The sequence below is a fragment of the Streptomyces sp. NPDC050161 genome (assembly GCF_044460025.1).
Lineage (GTDB): Bacteria > Actinomycetota > Actinomycetes > Streptomycetales > Streptomycetaceae > Streptomyces.
Genome location: NZ_JBITJM010000007.1, coordinates 55523 through 68380 on the forward strand (window position 1 = coordinate 55523; position 12858 = coordinate 68380).

Annotated in this window: 10 protein-coding genes; 3 read left to right on the forward strand and 7 right to left on the reverse strand. The window is 73.2% G+C overall.

All coding sequences use genetic code 11. The features are described 5' to 3' along the window. The first annotated feature begins 19 nt into the window (after positions 1 to 19). Entirely contained in the window at positions 20 to 1648 is a 1629-nt protein-coding gene (locus ACIBK8_RS14560; protein ID WP_399042123.1) for an acyl-CoA synthetase, read from the forward strand. A 132-nt stretch (positions 1649 to 1780) separates the two neighbouring features. On the opposite strand, the gene ACIBK8_RS14565 is transcribed toward ACIBK8_RS14560, so the two are convergent. Further along, on the reverse strand, positions 1781 to 2413 hold the full coding sequence (locus ACIBK8_RS14565; RefSeq protein ID WP_399042124.1) for a chorismate mutase: 633 nt from the start codon (positions 2411 to 2413) through the stop codon (positions 1781 to 1783). 124 nt (positions 2414 to 2537) lie between these two features. On the opposite strand from ACIBK8_RS14565, the gene ACIBK8_RS14570 reads away from it, so the two are divergent. Next, positions 2538 to 3371 carry a class I SAM-dependent methyltransferase gene (locus ACIBK8_RS14570; RefSeq protein ID WP_399042125.1) on the forward strand — a complete coding sequence of 278 codons (834 nt, stop codon included), beginning with the start codon at positions 2538 to 2540 and terminating at the stop codon, positions 3369 to 3371. A gap of 59 nt (positions 3372 to 3430) precedes the next feature. On the opposite strand, the gene ACIBK8_RS14575 is transcribed toward ACIBK8_RS14570, so the two are convergent. From ACIBK8_RS14575 to ACIBK8_RS14600, 6 genes are all read right to left on the reverse strand, one after another. Next, on the reverse strand, positions 3431 to 4129 hold the full coding sequence (locus ACIBK8_RS14575; protein ID WP_399042126.1) for an alpha/beta fold hydrolase: 699 nt from the start codon (positions 4127 to 4129) through the stop codon (positions 3431 to 3433). A 136-nt stretch (positions 4130 to 4265) separates the two neighbouring features. Next, positions 4266 to 5060 (reverse strand): VOC family protein, encoded by a 795-nt coding sequence (locus tag ACIBK8_RS14580; RefSeq protein WP_399042127.1) that lies wholly within the window; start codon positions 5058 to 5060, stop codon positions 4266 to 4268. 280 nt (positions 5061 to 5340) lie between these two features. After that, a complete protein-coding gene (locus tag ACIBK8_RS14585) occupies positions 5341 to 6888 on the reverse strand; it encodes an acyl-CoA synthetase (RefSeq protein WP_399042128.1) in 1548 nt (515 codons plus the stop codon). A gap of 80 nt (positions 6889 to 6968) precedes the next feature. Then, entirely contained in the window at positions 6969 to 8528 is a 1560-nt protein-coding gene (locus ACIBK8_RS14590; protein WP_399042129.1) for an acyl-CoA synthetase, read from the reverse strand. 40 nt (positions 8529 to 8568) lie between these two features. Beyond that, entirely contained in the window at positions 8569 to 9672 is a 1104-nt protein-coding gene (locus tag ACIBK8_RS14595) for an NAD(P)H-dependent flavin oxidoreductase (protein ID WP_399042130.1), read from the reverse strand. A gap of 107 nt (positions 9673 to 9779) precedes the next feature. Further along, a complete protein-coding gene (locus ACIBK8_RS14600) occupies positions 9780 to 11351 on the reverse strand; it encodes a phytoene desaturase family protein (protein WP_399042132.1) in 1572 nt (523 codons plus the stop codon). A gap of 190 nt (positions 11352 to 11541) precedes the next feature. On the opposite strand from ACIBK8_RS14600, the gene ACIBK8_RS14605 reads away from it, so the two are divergent. After that, the gene (locus tag ACIBK8_RS14605; protein ID WP_399042133.1) at positions 11542 to 12849 is read left to right on the forward strand and encodes a glycoside hydrolase family 27 protein; all 1308 of its coding nucleotides are present in this window, start codon (positions 11542 to 11544) and stop codon (positions 12847 to 12849) included. Positions 12850 to 12858 lie beyond the last annotated feature (9 nt).

The window sequence follows — 12858 nt, forward strand, 5'->3', positions numbered from 1 at the left end:
GGTACGGTCTGGAGGAGACGTGGAGTACAACCTTGCCGACCTCTTCGAATCGATCGCCGACACGGTCCCCGATCGCGAGGCCCTGGTGTACGTCGACCATCCGGGCAGCGGAGCGGAGCGCCGGCTGACCTACGCGGAACTCGACCGCGCCGCCAACCGCCTCGCCCACCACCTCGCAGGACACGGCATCGGACCGGGCGACCACGTCGGACTGCACCTCTACAACGGCGTCGAGTACCTCCAGGCCCTCTACGCCTGCCTGAAGATCCGCGCGGTACCGGTGAACGTCAACTACCGCTACGTGGAAGAGGAGTTGACGTACCTCTACCGGGACGCCGACCTCGCCGGGCTCGTCTTCGACGGGGAGTTCACCGCACGGGTGGCCGCCGCCCTGACCGGCGCGCCGGAACTCCGCCACCTCGTGCGGGTCGGCGCGCCGCCCGCCGGTGCCCCGGAACCGGCCGTCGCGCCCGTACCGCTCGCCGAAGCCGAGGCGGACGGATCGCCGGAACGCGGCTTCGGCCCGCGCTCCGCCGACGACCAGATCATCATCTACACCGGCGGCACCACCGGCATGCCCAAGGGCGTGATGTGGCGCCACGAAGACCTCTTCTTCTCCGGGACGGGCGGCGGCGCGCCGACCGGAGAGCCGGTGCAACGGCCGCAGGAGCTGGCCGAACGGGTCGCCGCCGGCGGCGAAGGGCTGGTCTTCTTCCCCACTCCGCCGCTGATGCACGGCACGTCCATGCTCACCTCCCTCATCGCCTTCCACTTCGGCCAGAAGGTCGTCGTGCACCGCAAGTTCGTACCGGAAGAGGTGCTGCGCACCATCGAGCGGGAGCAGGTCACCTGCGTCTCACTGGTCGGTGACGCGATGCTGCGCCCGCTGGCCGACGCGCTGGGCGGGCCGCTCAAGGGCACCGACTGCTCCACCCTGTTCAGCGTGAGCAGTTCGGGCGCGATCCTCTCGGACACGGTGCGCGCCCAGTTCACCGCGCTGGTGCCGCAGGCCATGCTGCTCAACAACTTCGGCTCGTCCGAATCCGGCTTCAACGGCACGGCGACCGACGACTCCGGGCCGGAGAAGGGCTTCCGGCTGCACGTCAACGACCGTACGGCGGTGGTCGATCCGGTGACGCACGCGCCGGTCGCGGTGGGCGAGGCGGGCCGGATCGCGCTGCGCGGCCATGTGCCGCTCGGCTACTACAACGACCCGGTCAAGAGCGCCGAGACGTTCTTCGAGGCGCGGGGCGACCGGTGGGTGCTGCTGGGCGACATGGCGACCGTCGACGAGGAAGGCATCGTCACCGTGCTGGGCCGGGGCTCGCAGTGCATCAACTCCGGTGGCGAGAAGATCTATCCGGAGGAGGTCGAGCAGGCGCTCAAGGCCCATCCCGACGTCTACGACGCGCTGGTGGCCGGCGTGCCGGACGAGCGGTGGGGCAGCCGGGTGGCCGCCGTCGTACAACTGCGGGACGGGGCACCGCGGTTGGACCTCACGGAGATCCAGGACCACTGCCGCACCCGGCTGGCCGGGTACAAGGTGCCGCGCGCCCTCGTGCTCACCCGGCACATCCAGCGCTCGCCCAGCGGCAAGGCGGACTACCGCTGGGCGAAGGCGGTCGCGGCGGGCACCCGGGAAGGGTGAGCGGGGCCTCCGGCATGCGCACCCGGGAAGGGTGAGCGGGCCGCCCCGGCGTGCGCGACGGGGCCTAACGGGCGTGCCGAGGGCGGGAGTTCACGGAGTCCGGGCGTGCGTCCCCGCCGCGCCGGCGGTGGATCAGCCGCCGCACACCGACCGCAGGGCGCGGGCCAGCGCGGCGGTGTGCAGCGCATCGAGCCGCTGCGCATGCCACACCTGCCCGGCTGCCGCGCCCAGCGCCACCGGACACTGCGGCGCCGAGCGTGCGGCGTCCGATGCGGCGATGGCCCGCACCAGACCGGTGTTGATGCGGTTGATCTTCTCGCGGACCTCGTTCAGGTCCGGGCGCTCGGCCGGCACCTGCCCGGGATCGGCCGTCCACCTGCGGTGCAGCTCCCGCTGGACGACCTTGCTCGCCTCGATCTGGTCCCGGAAGATCCGCTTCGTGGCCGCGGGGTCAGCACCCAGCTGCCGCGCCTGCGCCGCCACCGCGTCCAGCACCTGCTGCTCACGGGCCGGATCGTCGATGGGCCCGCCGGTGCCCCACTTGGCGGCGGCCACCAGATCACCGACCGCGTCCCGCTCGGCCGACAGCGCGGCGAGCGGTCGCAGCGCGGCGTAGGAGGAGTGCGCGGCGGGCGCCGGGTGGGCCGCCGGGGCGGGCGACGGGGCCGCCGCCGCGGTGCCCGTGGCGGCGGCGGTCGCGGTGAACAGGACGGTCGCTGCGGCGCCGGCGGCCAGCAGGCGGCGCGGCAAAGTGGTCAGGTGCACGGTCAGCCCTTCTCGAACCGGAATACTCCGCCCGACCGTACCGGCAGGGCGGGGCCCGACCCGCCCGGATCCGCCAACCGCCTCTGGCACCATGGGAGATCAGCTACGAGAGGCAGGGCCGGCTGTGACCTGGGACGCGGAATCGTTCGACCGCTTCGAGCGGACCGGCTGGCAGGGCCGCGCCGATGCCTACCGCGACGGCTTCGGGCGGCTGGCCGCCCGCTTCGTCGAACCGCTCCTCGACGCCGCGGGTGTCGGCGCGGGCAGCCGCGTCCTGGACGTGGGCTGCGGGCCGGGGACAGTGTCCGCCGCGGCCCTGCGGCGGGGCGCCGAGGTGACCGCGGTGGACGCCTCACCCGAGATGGCCGCTCTCGCGGCGCGCACGCACCCCGGCCTCGCCGTCCGCACCGCCCTCCTGGACGAACTCCCCTTCGCCGACGGCGAGTTCACCGCACTGGTCGGCAACTTCGTCATCAACCACCTGGGCGATCCGGCCGCCGGGCTCGCGGAGATCCGCCGGGTCCTGGCACCGGGCGGGCGGCTGGCGCTGACCTGCTGGGAGAAGGAGGCGATGCGGGCGCTGGCGCTGTTCGGGGAGTCCGTCGCCGAGTCCGGGGTGCCCTACCCGGACGAGGTGCCGCTGTCCGGCCCCTTCCTGGCCGACTCCACGGCCCCGGACCGGCCCACGGCCTTCTACCGGCTGCTGGACGAGGCCGGTTTCGCGTCGGCCGACGTGGAGACCCTTCGCCTGCTGCACCGCGTCGACCCCGGCCAGTGGTGGTCGGACGTCACCGACGGCACCCCGCTGACCGGCGCCGTCGTCTCCCGGCTCGACCCCGGCTCGCTGGCGGCCGTGCGCCGGACGTACGACCGGAAGGTGGCCGCCCACGCGGTCGGCGACGGCTTCGTGGCGCTCCCGGCCGTGGCCCTGCTCGGCAGCGCGACCCGGCCGGAGTGAGACCGGCCGGGCGCGGCGGGCGGACGGGCGCGGCGGGCGGACGGGGGAGCCGGTGCGCCCTACCCCTGCCGGGACAGGAACGAGCCGACCACGTCGAGGAATTCGTGCGGGCGCTCTTCGTGGACGAGGTGGCCCGCGCCCGGCACGGTCACCAGCCTGGCGTCGGGGATCCGCGTGGCCATGGCTGCCAGGTGGTGCTGCGGGATGTGGCTGGCCGGACCGCCGCCGATGACCAGGGTGGGCGCGGTGATCCGCGCCAGAGCCTCCCACCACAGCGGGTCGGGGGCGTTGCGCTCCGCCACCACCGCGATCTTGGCGCGCCAGTCGAAGAACGCCGGTCCCGGCGGCGGTTCGGGGGCGTCCTGCGGCGGGTCGGCGGGCAGCGGGGGCGCGGCTTCCTCCAGGACCAGCCGCGCCACCAGATCGGGGCGTTCGGAGGCCAGCAGCAGCGCGGCGACCGCGCCCAGCGAGTGGCCGATCAGCACCACCCGTTCCAGGCCGAGCGCCTCCAGGAAGCCGATCGCGTCGTCCCGCCAGCGGGCGAAGCCGTACTCGCCCGGCCAGTCGCTGGCGCCGTGGCCACGCTGGTCGGGGGCGTAGACGCGGTGGGTGCCCGCCAGCCGCCCGACCACGCCGCGCCAGTCCTCGCCGTCCTCCCCCAGACAGTGCAGCAGCACGGCGGGGGGCGCCGCTTCGTCGCCCCACACCCGGTATGCCAGCCGCACCTCGCCCACCTGCACGTTCCGTACATCGCTCATGGGCTCGGCGTACCCGCGGGCCGTCCGCCTCATGCCGCTCGTCTGTTCGCCACGCGCTGATCATCCGGCTCTCCTGCACCACGGAACGGCCGGTGGCCACCGAGGAGTCGGTCCGCCCCCTCCGGTCCTGCCCATGTCAGGACGGGTCGCCCGTGATCAGGGAGAACGGGGCTCCCGCCGGGTCCTTGAGCGCGGCGATCCGGCCGACACCAGGGACGTCGGACGGCGCCATCAGGACCGTCGCGCCGCCGCCGGTGGCTGTGGTGAAGGTGGCGTCGCAGTCGGTGACGCCGAAGTACGGGTGCCACTCGGGTGTCGAGCCGGCGTCCCGGTTCTCCTGGGGGAGTTGCATGATGCCGCCCTGGCCGGTGTCATCGCTCTTGCCGCCGCCCGGCGAGGAGACGACGCTGTAGACGATGCCGTCGCCCATCGGCATGTCCTGCGCGTCCCAGGAGAACACCGAGCGGTAGAAGGACTTCGCCGCGTCGGCGTCGGTGGTGTAAAGCTCCGTCCAGCACAGGGAGTTGGCCTCCGACACCGTCTCCAGGCCCTGGACGTCGCCGGGCTGCCAGACGCCGAAGTCGGCGCCTGTGGAGTCCGTGAAGGCCGCCATCCGGCCCGCGGTGAAGACGTCCTGCGGCGGGACGCGGACCGAACCGCCTGCCTGCTCGACGCTCTTGCGGGTGGCGTCCGCGTCCGGGGTCTGGAAGTACACCGTCCAGGCGGAGGACGCGCCGGTCTCCGTGAGCGGGCCGATGCCGCCGACGGTCCTGCCGTTGAGCTGGAAGAAGCCGTAGCCGCCGGCGTCCGGGCCCGCCGACTGGAAGGTCCAGCCGAAGACGGTGGTGTAGAAGCCGGCCGCGGCCTCGGTGTCGGGGGCGCCGAGGTCGAGCCAGTTCGGTGTGCCCGGTACGTAGTCGGTGGTGAGCATGGGTGGTCCTCCGGTGTCCTTCGTCCTGCGCGGGGCGCTGTGCGGTACGGGGCCGGGGTGGTGCCGTCCGGACCCGCGGAGAGCTGCCAACGGTGGTGCAGCCGAACCGGCCGACAGTGACACAGAGTTATCGTCGGCGCGGGTTCCGGCCATTTCTCAGCATGCCAGGGGGCACTGACAGTCGCTCTCCGTACACCCGGCACCGCGGCTGTCCGGGCGGCGCGGCCCCGCGCGGCCGACCCCGGCCATCGGCCCCGGCCCTCGGCCCCGCCCTATGGGCTCAGCCGTCGGCGAAGCGGGCGCGCAGCTCGCGCTTGAGCACCTTGCCGCTGGCGTTGCGCGGCAGTGCGTCCACGAACAGGATCCGTTTGGGTGCCTTGAAGGCCGCGAGCCGGGCCCGCGCGGCGTCGATCAGCTCCTGCTCCCCCACCGGGCCCGTCGCCTCCGGGCCGTCGGCTGCCGGGGTGCGCCGGACGACGACGGCGGTCACCGCCTCGATCCAGCGGTCGTCGGGCAGCCCGATGACCGCGACCTCCGCCACCTCGGGGTGCGCATACAGCACGTCCTCCACCTGGCGCGAGGCGACCAGCACTCCGCCGGAGTTGATGACGTCCTTGACCCGGTCGACGACGGTGAAATAGCCGTCGGCGTCGCGTACCGCCAGATCGCCGGAGTGGAACCAGCCGTTCCGGAATGCCGCGGCGGTCTCCTGCGGCTTGTCCCAGTAGCCGGTGCACAGCTGGGGCGAGCGGTAGACGATCTCACCGCGCTCGCCGTCGGGCACCTCGGCGCCCGCCTCGTCCACCACGCGGGCCTCCACGAACAGCACCGGACGCCCGCAGGAATCCATCCGCCCCTCGTGCTCGTCGGGACCGAGGACGGTGGCCAGCGGGCCGATCTCGCTCTGGCCGAAGCAGTTGTGGAAGGCGAGTCCCGGCAGGCGGGCCCGCAGCCGTTCCAGGACCGGCACCGGCATGACCGAGGCGCCGTAGTACGCCTTGCGCAGCGCGCCCAGATCCCGGTCGCCGAACTCCGGGTGGTTCGCCAGCGCGATCCATACCGTCGGCGGCGCGAAGAGGCTGTCGGCCCGGCCCGCCTCCACCAGGTCGAAGATCTGCCGTGGATCGGGCCCGTCGACGATCGTGTTCTCCGCGCCCACCGCCAGGTAGGGCAGCAGGAAGACGTGCAGCTGCGCGGAGTGGTACAGAGGCAGGGCGTGCAGCGGCCGGTCGGTCTCCTTGAGGTCCAGGGCGACGACGGCACTGGTGTACTCGTGGACCAGCGCGCGGTGCGTCATCATCGCGCCCTTGGGGAGCGCGGTGGTTCCTGAGGTGTAGAGGAGCTGGACGAGTGCGTCGTCGGGCACGTCGGCCGTCTCGTCCGGCTCTGCCGCGTCCGCCGCCTGCGCCGCGCGGATCCGTTCCAGCAGCGCGCCGGGCGCGTCGCGCAGCGGCATGGCGGGGAGCGACGGCGGCAGGTGGTGCGCCTGCCCCGGGTCGGTCAGGACCAGGGCGCTGCCGGACTGGTCCAGGAGGTAGCGCAGGTCGTCGCCGGTGAGGGCGTGGTTGACGGGGACGTGGACGAGACCGGCGCGGGCGCAGGCCAGGAAGCCGATGAGGTAGGCGTCGGAGTTGTGTCCGTAGGCGGCGACCCGGTCGCCCGCGGCGAGTCCGGCGCCGCGCAGCACCCGCGCCGCCGCGGTCACCGCGCGGTCCAGCTCCCGGTAGGTCCAGGCCCGGTCGGCGTACCGCACCGCCGTCCGCCCCGGCACCCGCCGCGCGCTGCGCCGCAGCACTCCGTCGACCGTATTGCTCCGCGCTCGCGTCATGGCGTGATCCTCGGACGTGCCCTGTGCCGGGTCAAGGGACCGGCACGGGGCGGCGCGTGACGCACGGAGGGGCCCGTCGCCTACACGGCGCGCTCGCGGTCCTCCCAGTACGGTGCGCGCAGCCGGCGCTTGTAGAGCTTGCCATTGGGGTCGCGCGGCATGGTGGCGATGAAGTCGACGGATTTGGGGCGTTTGTAGCCGGCCAGGTGCCGGGCGCAGAACGCGAGGAGGTCAGCGGCCAGTTCGGGGCCCGCGCGGTGTCCTTCGGTGGCCTCGACGACGGCCTTGACCTCCTCGCCCCAGTCGTCGTGCGGGATGCCGAAGACCGCGGCGTCGGCGACGGCGGGGTGGCCGAGCAGGGCGGACTCGATCTCGGCGGGGTAGATGTTGACCCCGCCCGAGATGATCATGTCGATCTTGCGGTCGCGGAGGAAGAGGTAGCCGTCCTCGTCGAGAAAGCCGAGGTCGCCGACGGTGAAGAAGTCGCCGATCCGGTTCTTGCGGGTCTTCCCCTCGTCCTTGTGGTAGCTGAAGCCGCCGGTGCTCATCTTCATGTAGACGGTGCCGAGTTCGCCCGCGGGCAGCCGGTTGCCTTCGTCGTCGAAGACAGCCAGTTCGCTGATCGGCCAGGCCCTGCCGACCGTGCCGGGTTTGCGGAGCCAGTCGGCCGCGGTGGCGAAGGCGCCGCCGCCCTCGCTCGCCGCGTAGTACTCCTCGACGCAGTCGCCCCACCAGTCGATCATGGCGCGCTTCACGTGGTCGGGGCAGGGCGCCGCCCCGTGGATGGCGTGCCGCATGGAGGTCACGTCGTAGCCGTCCCTGGTCTCCTGCGGGAGGGCGAGCAGCCGGTGGAACTGGGTGGGGACCATGTGGGTGTGGGTGCACCGGTGCGCGTCGATCAGGCGGAGCATCTCCTGGGGCGTCCAGCGGTCCATCAGGACCAGCCGGTGCCCGATGTGCAGGGAAGCGCCAGCGAATTGGAGCACGGCGGTGTGGTAGAGCGGCGAGCAGACGAGGTGGACGTTGTCATCGAAGGGGCGGATGCCGAAGATGCCGAGGAAGCCGCCGAGGTGGGATTCCTCGGGCCGGATGCCGGGCAGCGGGCGGCGGATGCCGCGGGGGCGTCCGGTGGTGCCCGATGTGTAGTTCATGACCCAGCCGAGGGTGCGCTCATCCGGGGGCGAGGGGGGCTGTCCTTCGAGGAGCCCGCGGTAGGGCCGGAAGCCGTCGATGTGCCCGACGGCGTAGCGGTGGGTGGCCGGAAGACCGGCCTCGTCGGCGGCGGCCCCGGCCGCTTCGGCGAACCGCTCGTGGGCGATCAGCACCTTGGCGCCGGAGTCGGCGACGATCCAGGCGATCTCCGGGCCGACGAGGTGGTGGTTGACGGGCACCAGGTAGAGGCCGGCCTGGGACGCGGCGAGGTAGGCGGTGAAGAACTCCACGCCGTTGGGCAGCACGGCGGCGAAGGCGTCGCCGCGTTCCAGGCCCGCCGCGCGCAGCCCGTGGACCAGTTGGTTGCTCGCGGCGTGCAGCCGTCCCGCGGTCCACTCCTCGCCGTCCGGGGCGATCAGCACGGTGCGGTCCGGGTCGGCCGCGGCCTGCGCCCAGAAGCCGGGCGGCGGTGCGGAGTTGTCCGTCATGGCGCTTCCTCCTCGGGAGCTGGGCTTCGTCATCCAGGGGTCAGGCGCGTCCCGCGATGCGGTTGATGCGGTCGATGGCCCGCTCGAAGCCGCGGGTGAGCTCGTCGAAGACGGCCTGCACGCTGCGTTCGCTGTTCATCCGGCCGACGATCTGGCCGACCGGGGTACCCAGCAGCGGCTCGACCTCGTGGCGCTGGATACGGGAGTTGGCCTCGGCCACCAGGAGGCCCTGGAGCGGCATCGGGAGGGGCCCCGGGCCGTTCGGGTCGTCCCAGGCGTCGGTCCATTCGGTGCGCAGCTGGCGGGCGGGTTTGCCGGTCAGCGCGCGGGAGCGGACGGTGTCGCCCGGACCTGCGGCAAGGAGCTTGGCGGTGAGCCTGCGGGAGTGCAGTTCGGCCTCCTCGCAGGTCAGCCAGAGCGAGCCGAGCCAGACGCCCTGGGCGCCGAGCGCGAGTCCGGCCGCGATCTGCTCACCGGTGCCGATCCCACCGGCCGCCAGCACCGGCAGCGGGTCCACGGCCGCGACGACCTCGGGGGTGAGGACCATGGTGGCGATCTCGCCGGTGTGCCCGCCCGCCTCGTAGCCCTGGGCGACGACGATGTCGATGCCGGCGGCCTTGTGGTGGCGGGCGTGCCGGGGGCTGCCGGCCAGCGCGGCGACGCGGACGCCGTGGTCGTGGGCGCGGGCGATGACGTCGGGCGGCGGCGAGCCGAGTGCGTTGGCGAGGAGGGCGATCGGGTAGTCGAAGGCCACGTCGAGCTGGTTGCGGGCGACCTCCTCCATCCAGCCGGTGATCCGCCAGCCGGACGCCTCGCCCGCGGCGAGCGGCGGGACGTGGTGCTTGGCGAGGATCTCGGCGGCGTAGCGGCGGTGCCCGTCCGGGATCATCGCCTCGACGTCGGCCTCGCTGACCCCTTCGACCTTCTTGGCAGGCATCACCACGTCGAGCCCGTACGGCAGCCCTTCGGTGTGCTGCTGCATCCAGTCCAGGTCGCGGGCGAGTTCGTCGGGGGCGGTGTAGCGGACGGCGCCCAGTACGCCGAAGCCGCCGGCCCGGGTGATCGCGGCGGCGACCGCGGGGAACGGGGTGAATCCGAAGACGGCGTGCTCGACGCCCAGCGTGGTGCTCAGCTCCGTCTGCATGGGCGCAGGATGCCGCAGCGTGCCGTATCAGGGAAGAGGTTTTCTGATGCTGCGTCAGTTTTCGGGCGGACGGCCGGCGGTGGCCGACGCAGCCGACGGCCCGCCCCTCACCCGTCCTCCAGCACCGCCATCGCCGCGTTGTGCCCGGGGATGCCGCTCACTCCGCCGCCGCGCACCGCGCCCGCCCCGCAGAGCAGGACGTTCGGATGCCCGGTCGCCACGCCCCAGCGTCCGGCGGCGGTGGCGGCGGCCCCGTCCTCCGGGTCCGCGTACGGGAAGGCCAGCTCGCGGTGGAAGATGTTGCCGTCCGGCAGGCCCAGTTCGCGGTCCAGGTCGAGGGGGCTGCGGGCCTCGATGCACGGACGGCCTTCGGCGTCGCGGGCGAGGCAGTCGGCGAGCGGTTCGGCCAAGTGACGGTCGAGTTCGGCGAGGGTGGCGGCGAGCAGCAGGTCCCGGGTGTCCGCGCGCTGGGGGGTGTCGCCCGCGAACAGCCGGGCCGGGGTGTGCAGCCCGAAGAGGGTGAGCGTCTGGTAGCCCCGGCGGACCAGGTCGGCGCCGAGGATCGAGGGGTCGGTCAGCGAGTGGCAGTACAGCTCCGACGGCGGCGCCGCGGGCAGCCGGCCGGCCGCGGCCTGCCGGTGGGCGGTCTCCAACTGGCCGTATCCCTCGGCGACATGGAAGGTGCCGGAGAACGCGTCGCGCGCGTCGACGCGGGTGTCCCGCAGCCGCGGCAGCCGGGTCAGCAGCATGTTGACCTTGAGCTGGGCGCCTTCCGCCGCGGGCGGCGGGCGCTCGCCCAGCAGCCTGGCCAGCTCCCGTGGCGCGGCGTTGACCAGCACCCGCCGGGCCCCGACGGTGCCCGCTTCGCAGGTCACTTCGGCGCCCTTGGCGGAAGCCGCCAGGGCCGTGACCCGGCAGCGGGTGACGATCTCGGCGCCGGCCCGGCGGGCGGCGTCGGCCAGCGCGTCGGTGAGCGCGCCCATCCCGCCGATCGGCACGTCCCAACTGCCGGTGCCGCCGCCGATGACGTGGTAGAGGAAGCAGCGGTTCTGCCGCAGCGACGGGTCGTGCGCGGTGGCGAAGGTGCCGATCAGGGCGTCGGTGAGGACCACGCCGCGCACCAGGTCGTCGGCGAAGGCCGCTTCGACCGCCTCCCCGAGCGGACGCTCGAACAACGCCTCCCACGTGGCGTCGTCATCGACCCTGGCGCGCAGCGCGGCCCGGTCGGGCAGCGGCTGGGTGAGGGTCGGGAAGACCCGCCGCGCGACCCGGCCGGTGGCCGCGTGGAAGCGCTGCCAGGCGGTGAACTCCGCGTCGGATCCGGTGAGTTCGGCGAACGACCTGCGGGTACGGTCTGGGCCGTGGCCGACCAGGAGGCCGGTCGGCCGCCCGTCGCGCAGCGTGGGGGTGTAGGAGGAGACGGGACGGGTACGGACCGCGAAGCGCAGCCCGAGGTCCTGCACGATCTTCGGCGGCAGCAGGCTCACGAGGTAGGAGTAGCGGGACAGCCGGGCGTCCACCCCGGCGAACGCCCGGGTCGACACGGCGGCACCACCGGTGTGGTCCAGCCGCTCCAGCACCAGCACGCTGCGTCCGGCGCGTGCGAGATAGGCGGCGGCCACCAGTCCGTTGTGCCCGCCACCGACGATGACCACGTCATACGAAGTCCGTTGCGGCATCCCTCTTGGTAGCACGCGGTGTTCACGGCCGCCAGGCGCAGGCGGCTGAATCCTCGCCCCATGCCAGCGGGGCGTCTTGACCGGACGGGGGCGGCTCCTGGATGAGTGGGGTCCGAGCCCGCCCCGCCGGGTGCGGACCCGGACCTCACCCGTCCAGGAGCCGCGCTCCGCACACCCCTTGAGGTGACCCGTGCCCCCTCTTCCGGTTTCCCGCATCGGCCGTACCCTCGCCGGACTGACCGCCGCAGCCGCCTGCACGGCGGCCCTGCTCGCGGCATCGGAGCCGGCTTCCGCCACACCGGACTCCCCCGGGAAGTCCGGCGCCCGGCAGGCCGCAGGACGCTATCCGAACCTGGCCCCGACCCCGCCGATGGGCTGGAACAACTGGTCGTACTACATGTGCGACATCAACGAGAAGACCGTACTCGGCAACGCCAGGGCGCTGGTGCGCAGCGGCCTGGCGAAGAAGGGGTACGACACCGTCACCGTCGACGACTGCTGGATGACCAAGCAGCGCGGGCCGCGGGGCGAGCTGGTGGCCGACCCGGTGAAGTTCCCGCGCGGCATGGCGTACATCGGCCGCCAACTGCACGCCATGGGGCTGCGGTTCGGCATCTACGAGGACGCGGGGACGGCCACCTGCGAGAAGTACCCCGGCAGCCTGGGCCACTACCGGCAGGACGCCGAGCTGTTCGCCCGCTGGAAGGTCGACTACCTCAAGTTCGACGGCTGCAACCTGCCCACCCGGCAGGGGCTCACCAAGGAGCAGACCTACCGCGACGCCTACGGCCTGATGAGCCGGGCACTGCGCGACACCGGCCGCCCCATCACCTTCTCGGTGTCCGCTCCCGCCTACTTCCAGTACGACGACGAGCGGACCTGGCACCAGGTCATCGGCTGGTCGGGCGAGGTCGGCAACCTCTGGCGTGAGGGCCGCGACATCGCCCTGGAGAAGCACGCGCCGGCGGCGAAGTGGTCGTCGGTCCTCTACAACTTCGACTACAACGCCCGGCTGTCCGGCCTCCAGAAGCCCGGCCGCTGGAACGACCCCGACTACCTGCTGGCCGGCGACTCGGGCCTGACGCCGGCGGAGATCCACAGCCAGATGGCGCTCTGGGCGACGATGGCCGCGCCGCTGATCTCCAGCACCGACCTGACCAGGCTCTCCCCCGCAGCACTCGACGTGCTCGGCAACCGGGAGATCATCGCCGTCGACCAGGACCCGCTCGGTGTCCAGGGCGTGCTGGTGCACCGCGACGCGGAATCGGCGGTGCTGTCGAAGGAGCTGAGGAACGGCGACCGTGCGGTGGCGCTGTTCAACTCGGGGGACGTCCCGCGGACGGTGTCCACCACCGCGAGCGCCGCCGGGCTGCCGCCCGCCGCCTCCTACCGCCTGCGCGACCTGACCACCGGACGCACCACCCACAGCCGCGGCGCCGTCGCCGCGAAGGACATCCCGCCGCACGCCACGGTGCTCTACCGCGTCACCGCGCGCTGACCGTACGGC